An 18,526-nucleotide genomic window follows, 5' to 3' on the forward strand; every position below is an offset into this window, starting at 1 on the left:
GCGCTACGACAAGCGCGCCTACGTCTTCCTCGGCACCGTCACCCTGGCCGCCCTGGTCATCTGGCTCCGGACCTGATCTAAGAAACAGCTCCTAGGGCGGCTTCGTGTCCGGCATCGGCGGCACGGCGGAGCCAGTCCATGCCGTCGTGTCCCCAGCCGCGCAGCAGGGTGAACAGGCCCAGGTGAAAACACGCCTCAGCGTCGCCGTCCAGGGCCGTGCGGGCCAGGCGGGCGGCGATGCGGCCGTGGACGTCGCGGTAGCACTGGATCACCTCTTCGGGGGTCAGATGATCGGCCGACAACATCGTGGCAGGGCCGGCCGTGGCAGGAAGGACAGCTGATCGGCCCGGTGAGGCGCTCGCCGGCTGGTCGTCGCGTCGGGCGTGGAGCAAGCGGGTTCTCCAGGTCTCCAGGTCCATCGGGCCGAGATCCAGGTTTCCTTCCTGGGCCGCCTGGTGGCAGGCCGAGACGTAGGAGGCCACCCAGATCCACGCGGGCAGGCGACGCCGTTTGCCGCTGAGGATCTCCTGGGTGGTGCTGGCGGCCAGTTCGCGGCCTTTGCTGCCGTTGGGCAGCGGGTTGCGAGACAGCATGCGCAGGTGGGCCAGGGCCGGGCTGCCGGCCTGTTCCCGCAGCTCATTGAGCTGGTTGATGAAAGCGCGGTGGGCAGCGCTTTGCTCGTAGGTCATCGTTCGTGGTCGATTCGTGATCACCGGATGGGGGGTTAGTCATGCCGTGAGGGAGGGGGATCAACGAATCGTGACGGCAGTCATGTTGCCACCGATACGGGGCAAGCCGCGCGCCGATCACACATTCGACTTTGTTCGGTACGGCTTGCCTTCTTGCAGGCCAGCCCACACGGCGTGTCCCGGTAGACCTCGACGAACCCCGAAGGAGTCCGAACGAGGTCGAACGCCTGGAGCCTTGGACGGGGGCGGGGTTCAGGTCGCCACCATGTCGAGCGGACCGCACCGACATCGTTCGACACCGTTTGAGCCGCTGGTGACGGCACGTCAAGGCCGTGCATCGTGAGCGTCGCACGCCGGGCCTGCGTGCCCGACGACCTCCCCCTTCACAACGTCGTGAGGAACGCCATGAACAACAACCGGGGACTGTGGGTGGCAGTGATCGTCACCGCTGGTCTCTTCGTCGCCTTCGCCGGCGGCGGTCTCGCCTGGCTGGGCGGCACCCCGGCGCCGTTGGCCGTGCTGGCCGGAGCGGCGGGGTTCGCCGGCTTCGTCGGCCTTGCCTTGGCCGTCATGACGTTCCTGGCGCGCGCGCGGGATTGATCCCATGGCCGCCCCCACTCGCTCCCGTCCTGGAAGATTCGCTCGCTGCCCGGGAGCCGCAATGAGCTCGCCGATGACCCCGCCTACGTTCGCCTGCCAGCAGCTGCCCGGCGTCACCGTGATCTCGGTGGCCGGAGACCTGGAGGCCGTCAACGCTGACCGGCTGGACGCCTATATCGTCCGCGCGCGCTGTCAGCCGGGCGACCATGTGGTGCTCGATCTGAGCGAGGTGCCGTTCATGGCGCAGTCCGGCCTGCGCGTGCTGCTCAACGTCCGGGCCTTGACTCGACGGCACGGCGGCGACCTTCACCTGGCAGCTCTGCAGGAATCACCCGACCGCTTGCTGGACACCGCCGGCGCCAGGCCTGTGCTAACCGTGCATCGCAGTGTGGAACAGGCCATCCTGGCGGCCCTGAACGCCGCTAATCCGCGTGACGAACGGCTGTGACCATATGCAGGTATGGGGCTCCACCCGGGCGCCGCGGTCGCCGGCCTCCGCCGCCGGTCAGTCGAAGAGCTGGACGACGGTGGCCTTCTTGCCCTGGTCGTAGCTGTCGATGATCAGGTACCAGTAGTCGTCGTAGGGAACCCACAGCGTGAGAGGGCTGTAGTCGGCCTGCCGTCAACGACGCTGTCACCAAGGACACGCGATGTCGTGCAAGAGGTGGGTGACCCATCCGGTGCCGGGACGGCTCCGAAGCCTGGGTGGCTGGTGCTGTGCCGGTCGAGGCTGGAAGGGGCTGTATGGGAGCGCGTGACCGGTCGCCGGTAAGCGAGGACCGTCCAGGCGGTGGTCCGCCGGGTCTGGAGGAGTTGCTGCGGGCGGTCGGCAAGGGTGATCGCGAGGCGTTCGAGCGGTTGTATGAGGTGCTGGCGCCGCGGGTGTACGGGCTGGTGCTGCGGGTGCTGCGAGATCGCGCGCACAGTGAGGAGGTGGCCCAAGAAGTGCTGGTGGAGGTGTGGCGCAGCGCTGCCCGCTACGAGCCGGACAGGGGGTCGGTGATGGCGTGGGTTCTGACCATCGCCCACCGGCGGGCGATCGACCGGGTGCGTTCGGCGCAGGCGGGCACCGACCGGGAGGAGCGGGCCGCGCGGCTGGAGCCGCACCGCTGTTTCGATGCGGTGGCGGAGCTGGTGGTGGGGCGGTTGGAGGGCGAGCGGTTGCGCCGCTGCCTGGGCAATCTCACCGAGCTGCAGCGCGAGTCGGTCATCTTCGCCTACTACGGCGGCTACTCCTACCGGGAGGTCGCCGAGCTGGTCAAGGCGCCGCTGGGGACGGTCAAGACACGGATGCGCGATGGGCTGATTCGGCTGCGCGACTGCCTGGGAGTGGAGCGATGAAGGCGGCAGAGGGCGGGTTCGACCCGCACACCCTGGCGGGCGCCTATGCGCTGGACGCCATCGACGACGAGGGCGAGCGGCACCGTTTCGAGCGGCATCTGGCCGCGTGTGCCGGGTGTGCGCAGGAGATCACCGGGTTCACCGAGACGGCCGCTCGCCTCGGCGTGGCGGTGGCGGCCGAGCCGCCTTCCGGCCTGCGGGCGCGGGTGCTGGCCGAGATCGAGCAGGTGCGTCAGCTGCCGCCGGCGCTGGCGCCTGCGGCGCCTTCCCGGCGGGTGTGGAGGGTCGCCTGGCGGCCGTGGCTGGCGGCAGTGAGTGTGGCTGCGGCCTTGGCCGTAGTGGCCGGGCTCGGCGTAAGCACGGTGCAGGCCCGTCAGGAGCTGGAGCAGGCGCGGCGGGCCGAGCAGCGGATCGCCGCGGTGCTGAGCGCGGCTGACGCCCGCACGATCACCGCTCCAGCAGCACACGCTGCGGGGGCGGGACGGGACGGCCGGGGCACGGTGGTGCTGTCACGCTCGCAGGGCGCGCTGGTGTTCTGGGCGGCCGGGCTGAGTGAGCCGCCCGCGGGCCGCGTCTACCAGCTGTGGCAGCTCGCGCCGGGACGGATCACCTCGGCCGGGCTGCTGGCCTCCACCGGCTCCGGCGGAACGGTGCCGGTCCTCGCCGCCATCAGCGCCGGTGCGGGCCAGGTGGGGGTAACAGTGGAGCCGGCCGGCGGGTCACGGCAGCCGACCAGCACGCCGTTGCTGCTGGTGGACATGCCCGCCGCCTGACCTTCCCACCCGGCACCCGCCACCGGGGAAACCGGCACCCATCCGTTTGGGCAGTGGCTCCGAAGCCCTGCTGTGACTGTTGAGAAACAAGCCGACGACGTGGCGGCTTCCATACCGACCTCGCCACCAGCCGCCGTGTCGGCGGGCCGGACGCCGGGGGCCGGCGTGTCGGGGGTCTTCGGTGTGCTGGCCGCGGCGCTGGCGCTGGGGGTGGCGGAGCTGACCGCCGCGCTGGTCGGCCGGCCCCAGGCCGGTCCGCTGCTCGCGGTGGGGTCGGCGGTCATCGATGCGAGCCCGGCGTGGCTGAAGGACTTCGCCATCCGCACCTTCGGCACCGCCGACAAGCCGGTCCTGCTCCTGACGCTGGCAGCCGTGATCGCGGCCGCGTCGGCGGCCGTCGGAACGGCCGCGCCCCGGCGACCGCGCCTGGCCATCGCGGCCCTGGCAGGACTCGCGGCGATCGCCGGGGCCGCGGCGCTGTCCCGGCCGGGGGCAGGACTGATCGACGCGCTGCCCGCTGCGGTGGGGGCGGCGGGCAGCAGCTTCGCCCTGCTCTACACCCGCCGCCGACCTCGCCCCGCGCGTGAGAGCCGCATCACGCTCGGCGACGTGGTGTGCTACGTCCATCCCCTCCAGCTGCCGGTGCCAGCAGCCGATCGGCGGGCCCTGCTCACTCGCGGCGCCCTCGTGCTCGGGGCGGCCGTCCTGACCGGAGGCGCCGGTCGGGTGATCACCTCGGCCCGGCAGGCGTCCGCCGACGGCCGCGCTCTGGTGCTGCCCCCTCCCGCCGCCCCGGCCCGGCCGCTCCCACCGAGCGTGGGATTGAGAGTGCCGGGGCTGGGTCCGTTCACCACCCCCAACGACGCCTTCTACCGGGTCGACACCGCGCTGATCGTGCCGCGCCTGCCGCACCAGGAATGGACGCTGCGCATCCACGGCCTGGTCGACCGCCCGGTCGAACTGTCCTTCGCCCAGGTGCTGGCCCGCCCGCTGACCGAGCGCGACATCACCCTGACCTGCGTGTCCAACGAGGTCGGCGGCCCGTACGCCGGAAACGCCCGCTGGCTCGGCGTCGACCTGGCCACACTGCTGCGCGAGGCCGGCATCCAGCCAGGGGCCGACCAGATCCTTTCCCGCTCCGCAGACGGCTGGACCGCCTCCACCGCCCTGGAATCGGTGCTGGACGGCCGCGACGCGCTACTGGCCATCGCGATGAACGGCAGCCCGCTGCCACCCGCCCACGGATTCCCGGCCCGGATGATCGTCCCCGGCCTGTACGGCTACGTCTCGGCCACCAAATGGGTCACCGACCTCAAGCTCACCCGCTTCGCCGACGAACGCGCGTACTGGACCCGGCGCGGCTGGGCCGAACGCGCGCCGATCAAGACCGCCTCCCGCATCGAGGTGCCCAAGCCCTTCGCAGAGATACCCGCCGGCCCGGTCACCGTCGCCGGCACCGCCTGGGCCCAGCACCGCGGCGTCGCCGCCGTCGAGGTCCGCGGCGACGACGCCCCCTGGCGCCCGGCCGACCTGGCCGCCTCCGCCGGGCCCGACACCTGGCGGCAATGGCACACGACCTGGCAGGCCACCCCCGGACAGCACCGCCTGCAGGTCCGCGCCACCGACGCGGGCGGCCACACCCAGCCCGCCGAACGCATGCCGCCCATCCCGGACGGCGCCACCGGCTGGCACACGGTCCTGGTGACCGTCACCTGAACTCCCCTCAACACATCCATTCACCAAACACAGGAGCATCATGAACATTCGTCATGCCGCCGGACTGCCGATCCTGGCCATGGCCGGCGCGATGGCCGTCTCACTGACCGGTACCGGCTCAGCCGCGCTGGCCTCCACCCGGCACACCGACACCGCTGCCAGCAGCGTGACATCCGCCGCCGCGCAGCCGATGACCGCCCGGCGCCCCTTCGGGCCCGCCTGCTCGGCCGTGCCCCGCACCGGCAAGGGCAGCTTCACCGGCATGGCCGCCGACCCCGTCGCCACCGCCGCCTCCCACAACCCCGCCCTGTCCACCCTCGTCGCTGCAGTGAAGAAGGCCGACCTCGTCGACACCCTCAACGGAGCCGACGGCATCACCGTCTTCGCCCCCACCAACCAGGCGTTCGCCAAAATCCCCAAGCAGACCCTGGCCAAGGTCCTGGCCGACAAGAAGATGCTGACATCCATCCTCACCTACCACGTCGTCGCCGGCCGCAAGACCCCGGCCGACCTGCGGCGCGGCCGCTTCACCACCCTGCAGGGCAGCACGGTCGCCACCCGCGGCTCCGGGACCACCTACGCGGTCAACAACGCCCGAGTCGTCTGCGGCGACGTGGCCACCCGCAACGCCACCGTCTACATCATCGACACCGTCCTCATGCCCACCAGGTAGCCGTGCACCGGGCCCGCCGCACCGGCGGGCCCGATCACGACGACGATCCTGAGGCCTGGCCGCGCCCGCACAAAGCATGATCACGGCCCTCTGCCAGCCCCCACCTCCTCTTCTCTCACCGTCACCGCCTCACCTCGGTAAGGAACACGCACATGATCACGAACAAGCGTCTGACCGCCGCTGCGCCCCTGCTGGCCTTGGCCGTGTCCCTGACCGCCTGCGGCGACACCAGCGCCGGCACCGGCGCGGCCCCCGCCGCCAGCAGCGCCGCCCCGGCACCAGCCAGCAGTGCCCCGATGGCCACCGACTCGACCACCGGGCCCGCCGCCGATGCGCCGTTCGGCACGGCCTGCTCCGCAGTTCCCGCCTCCGGCGAGGGCAGCTTCACCGGCATGGCCGACGACCCGGTCGCCACCGCCGCCTCCAACAACCCGGTCCTGTCCACCCTGGTCACCGCGGTGCAGAAGGCCGGCCTGGCCGACACCCTCAACTCAGCCGACGGCATCACCGTCTTCGCCCCGACCAACGACGCCTTCGCCAAGATCGACAAAAAGACGCTGGACAAGGTGCTGGCCGACAAGAAGACCCTGACCGACATCCTCACCTACCACGTCGTCCCCGGCCGCAAGACCCCCGCCGACCTGCAAAGCGGCTCCTTCACCACCCTGCAGGGCGGCAAGGTCACCACAACGGGATCCGGCGAGGACTACAAGATCGGCGACGCCGACGTGGTATGCGGCAACGTACGCACCCGCAACGCCACCATCTACATCATCGGCACCGTCCTCATGCCCAAGAAATAGGAAGTCCTCGGAGTGCTGGCCATCGAGATCGAACTCCTCCAGCCCCGCCACCACCTGAAACACCATCGACCTGCTACCACGACGTAGGGCCCGGTGCATCGCGTCGGGCCCTACATCGTGCGTTCATCTAACGACCGTTTGATGAACGTGCGCAGGATGTCCGGCCAAACGGGGATCGTCGGGCGTCGTGTCCGGTTCGGGCGTTCATTTTGCCGTTCATTTTTATCCGAAACCTGTTACTGTTCAGATTCTTCGTATATGACGTTTGATGAACGGGAGGCGGCCCCGTGGCGCTCATCGGCCTGGTTCGGGTCAGCACCGACAAGCAGAAGACCCAACGCCAGCACGACGCCCTCGACCCGATCTGCCTGAAAGTGTTCGAGGAGACGATCAGCGGCAAGCTCGCCACCGACGACCGGCCCGCACTGCTGGACGCGCTGTCCTACCTGCGCGACGGGGACATGCTGACCGTCCAGGAGGTCGACCGGCTCGGCCGCAACCTCCTGGAAGGGCTCATCGTCCTGAACGACCTGTTCCAGCGGGGCATCGCGGTCAAGGTGCTGGAGGGCATCGCGGCCGGCGAGCACACCGAGCGCTCCCTGATCCTCGACCTGGCCCTGGCCCTGTCGGAGGACCGGCGCCGCGACATCGTCCGCAAGACCAGGAACGGCCTGGAGGCGGCCCGCCTCCGCGGCCGGGTCGGCGGCCGCCCCCCGGTGGTCGACGACGACAAACGCGCCGCGATCCTCGACCGCCGCCGGCGCGGGGAATCCATCCGCACCATCGCCGCCGGGGTGAAGGTCTCGGTCGGCGTCGTCCACAAAACCCTCGCAGCCGCTGAGGCGCCACCTTCACCTCTCATCGGCAGCACCGCGACGGTTCCGGTGACCGCATCGGTCGACCAGGCTCATGAGGGCGATCATGACGACGATGAGGGGCACGCCCTCCTCCCGCCCGTTCCTGTCCAAGAGCGGGCGCTTGAAGAACCGGCTGCCGGCAACGAGAGCCAGGCCGCACGTGCCCTGCGCACCGTTGCCCGGCTGGGCCCGGACTGGGCCACCGACGACAACGATGTCCTGTGGTGGCGGCGCGAGATGCGGGCCGGCAGCGTGAGCCCCGCCTGGCCCGGCACCGGCTGGACCGCCCGCACCGCCCAGCACATCCCGATCACCACCGGCGCCGGCAAGCGCGGCGCCTACCCCTCACGGATCAAGGCGCTGACCGCCGTGGCCGCCGACTTCGAGGCCCGCCGCCGCGCCCGGACCGAGCACGCTGACGTGGCGCTGGACGGCGCGCCCGGCTGGCGGCTGAGGCAGACCCAGGCCGACCACGACCGCCACCGCTGGAACGTCGTTGCCCCCACCGGCGAGATCGCCGGGACGGTGACCCGGGCCGGTTGGCACGACCAGGCGTGGGAGGCGACCGCCGGCGACCCGGCCACGCGGCATTACTACCCGGTCCCGGTCCAGCCGATCGGGGACGAGCCGGGCCGCAGCAGCGCCGAGGGATGCTGGCGGACCCGGAACGCGGCAGCGCTGGCGGTCGCACGTTGGCACGACCCGGCCTGACCAGGCGGGCCACTACATGGCGTACTCCTCCCGAGCGTGGCCCCAACCGCCAGGTAGTCCCAACCGCCGCGCGGGCCGCCGACACGGCCATGTTGTGCCCCCACGGGCAGCCGGGCAGCAGAATGGTTCGGGTTGTCGTCCTCCAGCCCCTGGTACAGCGTCGAGCCGGCCTGGCGCCGAGCTCGCGGGCGATCTGGGTGACCGACTGGCCGCGCCCGCACCGGGGGCGGTTGGCCTGGCCTGCTGCGATGGTCAGGGCTAGGCAGCTCCGGCGCGTAAACGTATCGTCATCTTATGACTACAGAAAGTAGCGACGTCGTGCGGGAAGGTCACCAGCCAGCCCTGCCCGCCAACCGCAGACGCCGAGAGATCCGGCGGCGAGCAATCGCCGCCGGCCTGACCGCGCTGGCGCTTCTCGCCACCACGGCCGCCCCCGCCACGGCGGCCACCCACCTGGCGGCGCGGCAGAGCATGCGGGTCAACACCTGCGACCGGGGCACCTTCTACTCCTTCGATCAGTGGTCCAAGGGCAACGCGCAGCTGTGTGTGAACACCTGGCAGCGCGGCGACGGCAGTTATGCGGTCGAGGCATCCTTCTACGGCGACTTCTACTACTACTGGGGCGGCGCGTGGTACTCCGACGGAGACTGCGTCTTCGGCTGCTCCCTGAGCGGGAACTTCACCCTCGAAAAGAGCGACGGTTCGCGCACGTATGGCTGGTTCAGTAACAGCCTGAACGGTAACTCTGGCTGGGCCGGCCACACCTTCGACGTGGGCGGCGGCCGCTACCAGCTCACCGCCGCCGTACGAAAGGAAGGCGGCTACTGGCGCAACCAGGGAAGTGGCCAGTACTCCGCCAGTTCCATCGTCCCGATGCACGGCCTGAAGATCACAGTCGACCTCCCCTGAACGACCGCCGCCCCCGCCCGCGAGCCGGGAGAGCCCGCATAGTCGTGCGACCACGGCCACGAGGACCGGCGGGAGGGGGCGGGTCCAACGGCTTCTTCAAGGGCCGTTCGTATGGCCCGGAGTCATGGCCCGCTGGGTGGCCCCCGGCTTCTAAGGTCGTTCCCGCCAGAGCCTCCCTCGCCCGGTCCCCGGACGAGGGAGGCTCAAGGCTTGTGATGTGACGCGCCATCGGGGGCTGAAGCCCCCTCATCGATTCGATTACTCTACGTTGACTTACGATTACGCAGCGCAGATAACTTGAGGTAGAGCCTCACGCGAGGGCGCCCCCATCAAAAGGAGCACGCCATGAAAACCGTCACGCGAGCACTCAAGGCCGGCCTCTGCGCCCTGGCCGCCGGAGGAGCTCTCCTGGCCTCAACGCCCGCCGCGTCGGCGGAGTCCTGGCACTGGCACTCGCGCCACGAGACCTGGCTGGGCTGCCAGACCTACGCCACCATCACGTTCCCGAGCTGGCAGGCGGACCGCCTGAAGTGCGAGATCGAAGGCACCTGGAGCCCGTGGCAGACCTACGCCCTCTACATCTACTACTGACCCTGCCCGCGGCCACGGGCCCGGCCCGTGGCCGGGCAGTGCCTGATGCGGCACTAGGACGGCGCGGGCGCCATCAGCAGCGGGTCAGCATGTCGGACAGTGCCCGGCTTGGACGCCGCCCGCGCCGCCGGCCGTCCGGCCAAGGTGGCCAACGACGTGCTCGCCGTGGCGCGAGCCCGGCGCTGGCGCGGCCAGTCAGTCACCCAGATCGGCCTGCGAGCTCGGCGTCGGCCGCTCGGATGCTGTAGCGGGCGCTGGAGAATGACGACCCGCAGGCAGCGCAGGGTTGAGAATCGGCGGGGCATCCGATGCGGTCGATCCCGGGTCAATCGCCCAGGGTGCCGCCGGAGGCGTCCAGCGCTGAACCGGCTTGATCGGCCAAGGTGACCGCGACCAGGCGAGCCTGTAGCGGCGGGACGTTCCCCGGCGTGGGGCTGAGCATGTACCGCCCGTAGTAGCGGCCGTTGCCGATGACGCGCAGTTCGACCTCCGGGGTGGGCAGTCCGAGCCGCTCGACGTCCCAGCGTCTGCGGCCGGACATCACCGTGCCGTCCTGGCGGAGTTGTGGTGGGTGTCCGATCAGGCTGCCGTACTCGAAGCGGCAGCTCTTCAGGCTGAGGATCTCGACGAGCTGGTCGCGGACGTGCTCGACCACCGCGTGGGCTCCGGCGGAGGTCTGGGCGAGTTCGGCGGTCTGGTAGATGTGCTTGAGGTAGTCGGCGCTGGTGATGGTGACCACCCGCATGCGGCGGGCGTAGGCGGCCAGCTGTGACACCGCCACGCCCACGACGAGCAGCAGAACCGCGGTCTGCACGTCCGCCGCCTTGGCGATGGCGAACTCCTGGTAGGGCCGGGTGAAGAAGAAGTCGAACCACACCGCCGCCGACAACGCCGCCACCGCCCCCGCCACGCGATTACCCAATGCCGCCACGCCAACGACGACCACGACCAGGACGAGGGCCACACTCGTGTTCGGCAGGCTGTCGCGCCATGGCAGCAGCACCGCCGCGACGAACGGCGGCACCAGCAGCGCGGCCACCGACGCGATGAGATCCCTGCTCGGATAGCGACGCACTCCCCCACCCCCCGGAGGATATTTCCCCAGGTCAGCGTCCTACCCTGGGCTGATCCGAAGGAATCGGGGCAGCCTGACCGCCCGCGGGAGAACACGACCGGGGCGGTCCCGCAGGCTTGCTGGGAAAGCGCTGACGCCCTGTCGGTGCCCCGCATCGCGGGGATACTGGAGGCATGAACCCCACCAGCACGCTCACCGACACGCTGGCGGCCGAAGTCCAGGCCCTGCTGCGCGCTGGGCTCCCGATCCGGACCGAGCAGTGCGGTCCTCGAACTGCTCGGTCTTCGTAGATCACTCCGAGGGCGTCGTGGATTCGGATGGCCGGGCTTGCGCCCCGGAACGCCCCTCGCGCTACCCGAACGGTTTCCTCGGCAGGCACCTCACGGTAGGAGCGGGGCCGCAGAGACATGGTAGGACTCCGATCTCGCGGCCCAGGTACCCCTAGCGTGCTACGGAGTCGGTTGATCAACAACCGGAATGCCTCAACGCGAAACACGGCCCGGAGATGGACCCGGCCAGATGGCCGGAAAGCTTCCAACGGTGCACCCACGCGCTGCGGGCCTATGGGACGGGGCCACGCTGAGACTGCTCCCCAGCCAGCGCGCCGAAATTCCGGGGAAGGCGAAAGCGGCCTGCGGACAACAACAGGCGACCGATGTCCCGCCGACCTCAAGGCCTGTGAATGAATGAGCCCTATTTGGCCGATCCCCCGGGCGACGCCCCACCGTCGCGGGACGACGCCGTGATGATCGAGCGGTCCTGGGACGAACCCGAGCATTTCGGCGCCGTCTTCGACGCGCACTACGCGGAGATTCACCGGTACGTATCCCGCCGGCTCGGTCCGCACGCCGCCGACGATGTCTCCGCTGAGACGTTCGCCCTCGCCTTCCGTCAGCGTCGCCGGTACGACACGAGCCGCCGCAGCGCCCGCCCCTGGCTCTACGGCATCGCGACCAACCTCATCAGCCGGCACCGCCGCAACGAGGTGCGCCTCCTTCGTGCCGTGGACCGGCTGCATCCGGAGGCGAACTCGGCCCGAGGTCACGAGGACGAGGTGACAGCGAAGGTGAGCGCGCAAGCCGTCAAAGGCACGCTGGCCAGGGCTATCGCCGCCCTGTCCACGGACCAGCGTGACGTGCTGCTGCTGGTGGCGCTTTCGGGGCTGAGCTACGACGAGGTGGCGCAGGCTCTGGACGTGCCCTTCGGCACGGTGTCCTCGCGGCTCAACCGGGCTCGCAAGAAGCTGCGCAAGGCGCTGGGCGGAACGAATCCGCTGTTTGACGAGGAGGAGACACATCGATGAACGAGCTGCATCTCGTACGTGAGGTGTACGACGACCCGGCCCCGCCTTCCGCAGAGGCCGCGGCGGCCGCCCGTACCCGGATGTTGAGCCAGGACGACACCGCACGGCCGCGCTCTCGCCGTACGTGGCGCATGCCGCTCGGCTTGGTAGCCGCTGCCGCGGCCGCGGCCGTGGCAGCGGCTATGACGCTCGCCCACGACGATCCCACACGACCACCGACAGGCGTGCAGGTCATTCCTCATACTCTGTCGCCTCGCGACATGATGCTGGCCGCCGCCTCTCAGGCGGAGCTGCAGCAGCAGGGCCGCTACTGGTACACCCACCAGCGCTCCGCCTTCGCGACGCTCGCGCTCGGCAAGACCGGTGGCTACGTTGTGGAGGAGCGCCGCGAGATCCTCCGATGGACGGGGCGCGCCCGCGGCGACGGCGAGTCCTTCTACGGCCGCTTCTTCGCGGGTAAGCCCCAGACCAGCGCCGACGCCGATGCCTGGCGCGCGGCGGGTTCCCCTTCGAGCTGGACGGTGGGCTCGTCGGGCGTGAGCAGGAGCGTCAGGACGAAGTCGGGTGCCTGGCAGGAGGAACATCCGAACGACCAGGGCGGCACATTCCTCATCGGCGGCGTCGGCCAGTTCACCTATCAGGAGCTCCAAGAGCTGCCTACCGACCCCGGAGAGCTGCGCAAGCTGCTGTGCCAAGGCTCGGTCAAGTTCATAGCGGGTGGGTCTGGAGCGCCGAGGCGCTGCAACGGCCCTACAGGGGTGCTCGGCCGGGTCTACTTCGCCCTAGCAGATACGCCCGTGCCGCCCAAGGTGCGAGCCGGTCTCATGCGCCTGATCACCGATTATCCGGGCGTGCGGCAGCTAGGCGCCGCCACGGATCCGCTTGGCCGGTCGGCAGTCGGCCTTGCGGTCCCGTTCGACAGCGCCGATGGCCGTGGGAAGATCCAGAGGGAGGTGCTCTTCGACCAGAAGACCGGCAAGGTCCTGGGCAGCCGTGACATCCAGCTTGAACCAGGCCCCAAAAGCCAGAATTGGCAGATTCCCGGCAGGACGCTGAGCTACCGGGCGGTCGTGGACACGGGCTGGAGCAACGCCAAGCCCACCCCTCCCGACTAGAGCAGCGGCCGGACAAAACCGGAACGAACGTAGCGGCAGTGATCATCAACCCGCCGCAGAAGGTCAACTCCCCCGTTACCGCAGGTCAGACGCTACTTCGTTGAAAATTTCGTCATTGCTACCGGGCCCCCCTCAGCGGCCGACGCGCTGGCCCGCTTCCGAGCCGTCCGCCCCCACGCGGCGGACGGCGACGAGGACAAGGTCCCCCGGATCGCGCTGACGAGAACTCCGCTCCGCTGCTGGTCGTGACGACTCCTGGCGGGGTGGCGTGGGCACCCTCGCCGAGAGGAACAGGCCATGACCAGAGACAGCGCCCGCAAGAAGGCCGTCAGAGCCCGCCAGGCCGCCACCGGTGAGGCGTACAACGCGGCCGCCCGCGCCGTCGACCGCGAGCGCCAGGCCGACGTCGAGCCCACCGTCTCCATCGCGGGCCCAGCCCGGGACGGGCGTCCCTGGGTCTCCTCCTGGGACGGCGATCCCCACCACGACGTCAACCCCGCGTGCGGCCACGACCTGCGCGCGCTGTGCGGCGGGTGCGGGGTCTGCACCACCTGCGACGGCTGCTACTGCACCGAGCTGGCGTACGAGGCCGCCACCGACGCCGCGGCCGAACGGGAGACGCGCGAGCACCTGGAGCACGACGAGCACCGGCCGGACTGCTGGCGCTGCGAGCGCGAGAGCCAGGAGTCCGCCGGCTACACCCGCTGCCCGAAGTGCGGCCTGACCTACCCGGACGGCATCGGCGACCACCACCGGCACAACCCGCCCTACTGTATGCGCCTCCCGACCTACCGGGTGGGCATCGACTGGGGATACCTGCGCGGCCAGCACGTGACCCTGGTCGGCACGCGCTACACCATCACCGGGTACGTGCTGCCCGACCAGGATGCACCGGACCCGACGGCCTACTACCCGTACATGCAGTTGCGCCGGACCGACCCGGGCTACGAGAACGAGGTGGGCCCGTTCAACCCGCGCGACTGGCTGGAAGTCCACCCTGCCCCCGCGCAGTGAGCTTCTTGGCCCGCCGGTAAGAATCGCGCCATACGGCCCAAACGAGCGGCATCGTCGCAGGTCACAGTGTGCGACTGAGCCACTCACCGAGGACCGGTTTCGGGCCGGACGTTCGGGGATGAGTCAGGGGCCCGGACGCGGCCGGATGAGGGGACACCGGACGGCCGTCTGGTGCGTAGCATGGTGCTCCCCCTGGTGGCTGGAGGTCCTGCCATGGACTGGGAGTTCTTTCGGCTCTATGCATTGGTCGCGGCCGGACTGGTCGTCGGGATCTTCATCCTGTTTGCGGTCATGGAGGCGACCGGGCCAGGGGTCTTCCTCCTGCTTCTGGTCGCCTTGGGGATCGCCGCGGCCAGCGAATCACGAGGGAAGAGGAAAGGGGGGCCCGGCGACGAGGACGGATCCAGCGACGTGGGTGGCGGCGAATAGCCGTCCGGCGGCCAACGGGCGAGCTGAGCTGAAACCAGGTAGCTGATTTCCCAGTTCAGGACGTATATGGCGGCTGGTGCCACGTTGGTTCACGGCACCCCTACCTGCGGGACGGGGACACGCTGACCGTCCAGGAGGTCGACCGGCTCGGCCGCAACCTCCTGGAAGGGCTCATCGTCCTGAACGACCTGTTCCAGCGGGGCATCGCGGTCAAGGTGCTGGAGGGCATCGCGGCCGGCGAGCACACCGAGCGCTCCCTGATCCTCGACCTGGCCCTGGCCCTGTCAGAGGACCGGCGCCGCGACATCGTCCGCAAGACCAAGAACGGCCTGGAGGCGGCCCGCCGCCGCGGCCGGGTCGGCGGCCGCCGCCCGGTAGTCGGCCCGGCGCTCGGGTCGGTGTCACCAGACGCAAAGTAGAGCGTCCGCGCTGGTCAGATGGCCCGGACGGCGGGTGGCCGCCGGAGCGGTGGTTGCGTCGGTCAGAAGTAGAAACGCTTGTTCACGGGTTCGAGCAACGCCAGCGGCTCAACGGGTTCGGAAATGTCGATGAGATTCAGCAACAGTGCAGCAACCCCGATGGTTATCTTGGGTTCTCGGTCTCTTCTCGCAGGTCAGGGCTAGATGATCTCTTCTGTCACGTGTGGCACGTTGGCTGATCTTCACACCATGTTAGGCAAGGAGGTTCGGACTGAGTGCAGGGTGTGGCTGCGGTAGGAACCGACCGACCGGTGATCTCACCGGCAAGGAGGGCGGCGGGCCCCATTCGTCGCGATGATGGCTCGACACTTCCGCACTCAGTCTGGAGGAGACGGCCAGACGGCTACTCTGGGAGGCGACTCACCTCCCGCCGCTGAGATGGCCGTGGCGTGCTGTCGTCCCAACCTGAATTGGACTGTTCGCGGGGCTTGCTTGGGCGGGGTTGGGAGTCTCGGCCAGGTCGGGTTGGGTGGGCGTTGCTGGCGGGTGAGGACGAGCAGGATGATGGTGCTCTATTCGAGGACACGGGTGAGCAACAGCGTGAGATGGTCGCGCTCGGCGGCGGATAGGGCGTTCAACAGGTCGTCTTGAACCCTGGAGAGTTCCGTGTCGAGTTCTTCCAGTCGTCGCCGTCCTGCAGGGGTCACGGTGATCAGGTTGCGGCGTCGGTCGTTGGGGTCTGAGGCCCGCGCGACGTGACCTTGCTCAGTCAGCTCCTTGAGCATGTTGTGCATGTCGCTCTGGTCGATTCCGCATCGTTGACCGATCCGTACTTGACTGTCAGGGCCGAACTCCTCCAGTGCGGCGAGGATCGCGAAGTGGTAGGCGCGCCCCTCCACACCGGCCATCGCCTCTCCGATGAGCCGATGCGCCCGAGCCGAAGCCTTGCTGATCAGCCAGCTCGGCTTGCCTCGCAGACGGGTTGGCGACTCTTCCATCTCCATGTGCGAAGTCTAGCCAATTCCTTGGTTGAACCCATGAATTTACGATACGTTGGTCGTACCAAGGTTGGTTCGTCCAAGGAATTTGGAAGGCATGACGATGTCACTCACGTTGAGCGAAGCTCAGGCCATCAGTGTCCGCGTGCGCGAACACGCCGCCGAACTCGGTGCGCGGGTCACGGTCGCGATCGTCGATGGCGGCGGGCACCTCCAGGTTCTCGATCGCATGGACGGCGCGCCTCCGCTGTCGGCTCGGATTGCTCCGGCGAAAGCCTCCAGCGTTGCGCTGTTTCATCGTGACGGCGGCGAGTTGATACGTATGCAGCAGGCGTGGCCTTCGCTGTTCGCGCAGCTGGATGAAGTGGCAGGAACGCCCATCGTCGCGGGCGCGGGTTCGCGACTGATCCGGCGCGGCGATGCCGTTGTCGGGGCGATCGCGGTCAGCGGAGGCATGCCGGAGCAGGACGACGAGTGCGCCGATGCCGGGATCGCACTGGTCGGGGCGGTTGGGGTTAGCTGATGGGCCTTTAGCGTGACGGGCGGCAGGGGCGGTTAGTTTGTCGCCGGGTCGACCAGCCGTGCCTCCAGGTCGGCGATCATCTGGGTGAGCAGGCTGGTGTTCTCGCGCCGGACCGCCTGCTCGCCGACCGTGTCGAGGCCGGCGACTTGGTGATGCACTCGTCGGCAGCCTGGGCCATCGTCTCGAACTCCTTGCCGCCGATCGAGTGCGGGTTGGCGGACCCGAAGGTGGTGGCGCGGTGCATGCCCTTGACCGACGTCATCGCCGCTCGCGCGGTCGACATCGCGTCGCGGGCGCGGTCTCCGTTACCCCACGCTGGCCTGCTCGGCCTTCGCACGGGTTCGCGCCAGCCGGTAGGAATCGGTTCCGGTTTCGATGATTGCTCCGCCGAAGGTGAGCCGGTCGACGATGGCCGCGCAGAGCCGAGGGTCAGTGAAGGTCTTGGTCCAACCATCTGGGGGTGGCACATGTTCCTGTCGGAGGATCCCGACTGCTCGCTGGGGTTCCTGGGTTCTTTCTGGTTCTCCTGATTCGTGAGGTGTAAGAGGCGTATGTTAGGCGCTGCCTTCATTCTTCCGGTGTGAGGAAGGTGTGCTGGTGGCGCGGTCTCGACTACGGGTGCTGGAGGGCGGGGCGCTCCCGCCCGAGCCTTTGGGCAGCGATCCGATGGAGTATCAGGCGCGATGCGTCGAGGCGTTCGTGGCGTCGTGGGCCGCTCGTGGGTTCAGCCCGGTGACCATCGAGAACGACACCGGGCTGCTGGAGCGGACCCTGACCGCACTGGGTCGTCCGGCCTGGGAGGTCACCCCCGAGGACATCGACCGAGTGGTCGGCGACCTGGCGGTGGCCGGTCGCGCCGCCTCGACGCGGCGCGAGTATGTGCAGATCTTCAAGGGCTTTCACCGGTTTCTGCAGGCGCGCAAGGCCGCTGAGATCGAGGCCACGTTCGGGGTGCGGCTGGTCTGCCCGGTGGATGAGTTCAACGCCTCCCGGCATGTCGGCGACGACTCACCGGCCGAGCTGCCGCCGCCGACACCGGAGCGGGTGACCGGCTTCTTCGACTTCCTCAAGGACCGAATCGCCACTGCCCGTAAGTACGGCCCGGCGGCGCGGGATTACGCGCTGTTTCGCACCCTGTATCACGCGGGGCTGCGGTCGGAGGAAGCCGCGCTGCTGGACCGGCCGGACGTGCACTTCACCCGGGGCCCGTTCGGCAAGCTGCATGTCCGCTTCGGCAAGGGCGCCCGCACCTCCGGGCCGCGGCCGCGGTGGGTGCCCATGCTGGATGGGCTGGATCTGGTGCTGCGCTGGTTTCTCAATGACGTGCGCGGCCGCTTCCCCGACTCGCCGGTGTTGTTCGCCGATGAGTCCGGCGGGGCGCTGCATCGCGGCACCATCCGTAACCGGCTGCGCTATCTCATGCAGTTGGAGGGACGGCCGAAGGAAGAGTGGTTCAGCCCGCATGCGTTGCGCCGGGCGTGTGCCACCCACAACTACGAGCGCGGCGTGGACCTGGTGGCCATCCAGCAGCTGCTCGGACACTGGACGGTGACCTCGACGATGCGCTATGTCCGGCCGTCGGCCACCTTCATCGAAGACGCCTATCGCCGGGCGGTGACCAGCGCCCTGGGCGAGCTGACCGGACAGGGAGACCCGACCGCATGAAGATCCGGTGGAAACTGCGGATGGCCGCCGCGCAGCGCGAGGTGTGGACCGGCGCCCAGCTGCGGCGGCTGCTGGCCGACAAAGCCGGGCTGGAACTGTCGGCCGCGTCGGTGTCGGCGCTGCTGACCAAGGAGCCCACCCAGGTGAAGCTGTCCACCCTGGCCGCGTTGTGCACCGCGCTGGAGTGCAGCCCCAACGACCTATTCGAGGTGGACACCACCCCCGTCGAACGGCCCGCCCGCCCGCCGCAGCCGGCGACCGAGCCCAAGGCCGCCACCAGCGGCGGCCGGTCTATGCCGCCACTGTGACCTGAGCAGGAGGA

At 69.5% G+C, this 18,526-nt stretch carries 22 protein-coding genes and 1 pseudogene; 18 read left to right on the top strand and 5 right to left on the bottom strand.

From position 1 onward, the window contains the following. Positions 1 to 77: 77 nt before the first annotated feature. The gene (locus ACFYUV_RS49745) at positions 78 to 689 is read right to left on the bottom strand and encodes a hypothetical protein (RefSeq protein ID WP_387682877.1); all 612 of its coding nucleotides are present in this window, start codon (positions 687 to 689) and stop codon (positions 78 to 80) included. A gap of 339 nt (positions 690 to 1,028) precedes the next feature. Here ACFYUV_RS49745 and ACFYUV_RS49750 point away from each other — a divergent pair, with 339 nt between their 5' ends. The 10 genes from ACFYUV_RS49750 (at position 1,029) to ACFYUV_RS49795 (ending at position 9,663) form a co-directional block, all read left to right on the top strand. Continuing rightward, a complete protein-coding gene (locus ACFYUV_RS49750) occupies positions 1,029 to 1,289 on the top strand; it encodes a hypothetical protein (RefSeq protein ID WP_387682879.1) in 261 nt (86 codons plus the stop codon). Positions 1,290 to 1,350: 61 nt separating this feature from the next. Then, entirely contained in the window at positions 1,351 to 1,737 is a 387-nt protein-coding gene (locus ACFYUV_RS49755) for an STAS domain-containing protein (protein WP_387682881.1), read from the top strand. Positions 1,738 to 2,033: 296 nt separating this feature from the next. Continuing rightward, entirely contained in the window at positions 2,034 to 2,630 is a 597-nt protein-coding gene (gene sigK / locus ACFYUV_RS49760) for an ECF RNA polymerase sigma factor SigK (RefSeq protein ID WP_387682883.1), read from the top strand. After that, complete coding sequence (locus ACFYUV_RS49765) at positions 2,627 to 3,403, top strand: anti-sigma factor domain-containing protein (protein WP_387682885.1); 777 nt, start codon at positions 2,627 to 2,629, stop codon at positions 3,401 to 3,403. Before sigK ends, ACFYUV_RS49765 begins: the two co-directional genes overlap by 4 nt. A gap of 99 nt (positions 3,404 to 3,502) precedes the next feature. Further along, the gene (locus ACFYUV_RS49770; RefSeq protein ID WP_387682887.1) at positions 3,503 to 5,119 is read left to right on the top strand and encodes a molybdopterin-dependent oxidoreductase; all 1,617 of its coding nucleotides are present in this window, start codon (positions 3,503 to 3,505) and stop codon (positions 5,117 to 5,119) included. A gap of 40 nt (positions 5,120 to 5,159) precedes the next feature. After that, positions 5,160 to 5,792, top strand: coding sequence for a fasciclin domain-containing protein (locus ACFYUV_RS49775; RefSeq protein ID WP_387682889.1), 633 nt, complete (start codon positions 5,160 to 5,162; stop codon positions 5,790 to 5,792). 152 nt (positions 5,793 to 5,944) lie between these two features. After that, a complete protein-coding gene (locus ACFYUV_RS49780) occupies positions 5,945 to 6,595 on the top strand; it encodes a fasciclin domain-containing protein (protein WP_387682891.1) in 651 nt (216 codons plus the stop codon). Positions 6,596 to 6,882: 287 nt separating this feature from the next. Next, the gene (locus ACFYUV_RS49785) at positions 6,883 to 8,163 is read left to right on the top strand and encodes a recombinase family protein (RefSeq protein ID WP_387682893.1); all 1,281 of its coding nucleotides are present in this window, start codon (positions 6,883 to 6,885) and stop codon (positions 8,161 to 8,163) included. A gap of 294 nt (positions 8,164 to 8,457) precedes the next feature. After that, complete coding sequence (locus tag ACFYUV_RS49790) at positions 8,458 to 9,072, top strand: hypothetical protein (RefSeq protein ID WP_387682895.1); 615 nt, start codon at positions 8,458 to 8,460, stop codon at positions 9,070 to 9,072. A gap of 345 nt (positions 9,073 to 9,417) precedes the next feature. Beyond that, positions 9,418 to 9,663 (top strand): hypothetical protein, encoded by a 246-nt coding sequence (locus tag ACFYUV_RS49795; protein ID WP_387682897.1) that lies wholly within the window; start codon positions 9,418 to 9,420, stop codon positions 9,661 to 9,663. A 325-nt stretch (positions 9,664 to 9,988) separates the two neighbouring features. On the opposite strand, the gene ACFYUV_RS49800 is transcribed toward ACFYUV_RS49795, so the two are convergent. After that, positions 9,989 to 10,738, bottom strand: a complete 750-nt coding sequence (locus ACFYUV_RS49800) for a DUF4118 domain-containing protein (protein ID WP_387682899.1) — start codon at positions 10,736 to 10,738, stop codon at positions 9,989 to 9,991. 682 nt (positions 10,739 to 11,420) lie between these two features. Here ACFYUV_RS49800 and ACFYUV_RS49805 point away from each other — a divergent pair. The 5 genes from ACFYUV_RS49805 (at position 11,421) to ACFYUV_RS49825 (ending at position 15,018) form a co-directional block, all read left to right on the top strand. Continuing rightward, positions 11,421 to 12,041: an RNA polymerase sigma factor gene (locus tag ACFYUV_RS49805; RefSeq protein WP_387682901.1), complete on the top strand. Its 621-nt coding sequence runs from the start codon at positions 11,421 to 11,423 to the stop codon at positions 12,039 to 12,041. Then, positions 12,038 to 13,156 (top strand): CU044_5270 family protein, encoded by a 1,119-nt coding sequence (locus ACFYUV_RS49810; RefSeq protein WP_387682903.1) that lies wholly within the window; start codon positions 12,038 to 12,040, stop codon positions 13,154 to 13,156. Before ACFYUV_RS49805 ends, ACFYUV_RS49810 begins: the two co-directional genes overlap by 4 nt. A gap of 297 nt (positions 13,157 to 13,453) precedes the next feature. After that, positions 13,454 to 14,170 (top strand): hypothetical protein, encoded by a 717-nt coding sequence (locus ACFYUV_RS49815; protein WP_387682905.1) that lies wholly within the window; start codon positions 13,454 to 13,456, stop codon positions 14,168 to 14,170. Positions 14,171 to 14,383: 213 nt separating this feature from the next. Beyond that, positions 14,384 to 14,599: a hypothetical protein gene (locus ACFYUV_RS49820; RefSeq protein WP_387682906.1), complete on the top strand. Its 216-nt coding sequence runs from the start codon at positions 14,384 to 14,386 to the stop codon at positions 14,597 to 14,599. A gap of 104 nt (positions 14,600 to 14,703) precedes the next feature. After that, positions 14,704 to 15,018 carry a recombinase family protein gene (locus ACFYUV_RS49825; protein WP_387682999.1) on the top strand — a complete coding sequence of 105 codons (315 nt, stop codon included), beginning with the start codon at positions 14,704 to 14,706 and terminating at the stop codon, positions 15,016 to 15,018. Positions 15,019 to 15,590: 572 nt separating this feature from the next. Here ACFYUV_RS49825 and ACFYUV_RS49830 read toward each other — a convergent pair. Then, the gene (locus tag ACFYUV_RS49830) at positions 15,591 to 16,022 is read right to left on the bottom strand and encodes a MarR family transcriptional regulator (protein ID WP_352366606.1); all 432 of its coding nucleotides are present in this window, start codon (positions 16,020 to 16,022) and stop codon (positions 15,591 to 15,593) included. A gap of 91 nt (positions 16,023 to 16,113) precedes the next feature. Here ACFYUV_RS49830 and ACFYUV_RS49835 point away from each other — a divergent pair, with 91 nt between their 5' ends. After that, positions 16,114 to 16,539: a heme-binding protein gene (locus ACFYUV_RS49835; protein WP_357710972.1), complete on the top strand. Its 426-nt coding sequence runs from the start codon at positions 16,114 to 16,116 to the stop codon at positions 16,537 to 16,539. 32 nt (positions 16,540 to 16,571) lie between these two features. Here the strand turns inward: ACFYUV_RS49835 and ACFYUV_RS49840 are convergent, their stop codons facing one another. Together ACFYUV_RS49840 and ACFYUV_RS49845 are read right to left on the bottom strand one after the other, a co-directional pair. Continuing rightward, positions 16,572 to 16,697 carry a hypothetical protein gene (locus ACFYUV_RS49840; protein WP_357710975.1) on the bottom strand — a complete coding sequence of 42 codons (126 nt, stop codon included), beginning with the start codon at positions 16,695 to 16,697 and terminating at the stop codon, positions 16,572 to 16,574. Positions 16,698 to 16,844: 147 nt separating this feature from the next. After that, positions 16,845 to 16,994: pseudogene (locus tag ACFYUV_RS49845) on the bottom strand (ATP-binding protein); the annotation flags it as partial. 277 nt (positions 16,995 to 17,271) lie between these two features. Between ACFYUV_RS49845 and ACFYUV_RS49850 the strand changes: the two are divergent. After that, a complete protein-coding gene (locus ACFYUV_RS49850) occupies positions 17,272 to 18,204 on the top strand; it encodes a tyrosine-type recombinase/integrase (RefSeq protein ID WP_387682907.1) in 933 nt (310 codons plus the stop codon). Further along, entirely contained in the window at positions 18,201 to 18,512 is a 312-nt protein-coding gene (locus ACFYUV_RS49855; RefSeq protein ID WP_387682908.1) for a helix-turn-helix domain-containing protein, read from the top strand. The genes ACFYUV_RS49850 and ACFYUV_RS49855 overlap by 4 nt, the downstream gene beginning before the upstream one ends. Positions 18,513 to 18,526: the final 14 nt, after the last annotated feature.

This window comes from Nonomuraea sp. NPDC003560 (genome assembly GCF_042878785.1).
Lineage (GTDB): Bacteria > Actinomycetota > Actinomycetes > Streptosporangiales > Streptosporangiaceae > Nonomuraea.

Bases quoted from the DNA above. Each gene is read 5' to 3' on its own strand.
- ACFYUV_RS49745 (WP_387682877.1), bottom strand. From the start codon at position 689: ATGACCTACGAGCAAAGCGCTGCCCACCGCGCTTTCATCAACCAGCTC.
- ACFYUV_RS49755 (WP_387682881.1), top strand. From the start codon at position 1,351: ATGAGCTCGCCGATGACCCCGCCTACGTTCGCCTGCCAGCAGCTGCCC.
- sigK (WP_387682883.1), top strand. From the start codon at position 2,034: ATGGGAGCGCGTGACCGGTCGCCGGTAAGCGAGGACCGTCCAGGCGGT.
- ACFYUV_RS49765 (WP_387682885.1), top strand. From the start codon at position 2,627: ATGAAGGCGGCAGAGGGCGGGTTCGACCCGCACACCCTGGCGGGCGCC.
- ACFYUV_RS49775 (WP_387682889.1), top strand. From the start codon at position 5,160: ATGAACATTCGTCATGCCGCCGGACTGCCGATCCTGGCCATGGCCGGC.
- ACFYUV_RS49780 (WP_387682891.1), top strand. From the start codon at position 5,945: ATGATCACGAACAAGCGTCTGACCGCCGCTGCGCCCCTGCTGGCCTTG.
- ACFYUV_RS49790 (WP_387682895.1), top strand. From the start codon at position 8,458: ATGACTACAGAAAGTAGCGACGTCGTGCGGGAAGGTCACCAGCCAGCC.
- ACFYUV_RS49795 (WP_387682897.1), top strand. From the start codon at position 9,418: ATGAAAACCGTCACGCGAGCACTCAAGGCCGGCCTCTGCGCCCTGGCC.
- ACFYUV_RS49805 (WP_387682901.1), top strand. From the start codon at position 11,421: ATGAATGAGCCCTATTTGGCCGATCCCCCGGGCGACGCCCCACCGTCG.
- ACFYUV_RS49810 (WP_387682903.1), top strand. From the start codon at position 12,038: ATGAACGAGCTGCATCTCGTACGTGAGGTGTACGACGACCCGGCCCCG.
- ACFYUV_RS49815 (WP_387682905.1), top strand. From the start codon at position 13,454: ATGACCAGAGACAGCGCCCGCAAGAAGGCCGTCAGAGCCCGCCAGGCC.
- ACFYUV_RS49820 (WP_387682906.1), top strand. From the start codon at position 14,384: ATGGACTGGGAGTTCTTTCGGCTCTATGCATTGGTCGCGGCCGGACTG.
- ACFYUV_RS49830 (WP_352366606.1), bottom strand. From the start codon at position 16,022: ATGGAGATGGAAGAGTCGCCAACCCGTCTGCGAGGCAAGCCGAGCTGG.
- ACFYUV_RS49835 (WP_357710972.1), top strand. From the start codon at position 16,114: ATGACGATGTCACTCACGTTGAGCGAAGCTCAGGCCATCAGTGTCCGC.
- ACFYUV_RS49855 (WP_387682908.1), top strand. From the start codon at position 18,201: ATGAAGATCCGGTGGAAACTGCGGATGGCCGCCGCGCAGCGCGAGGTG.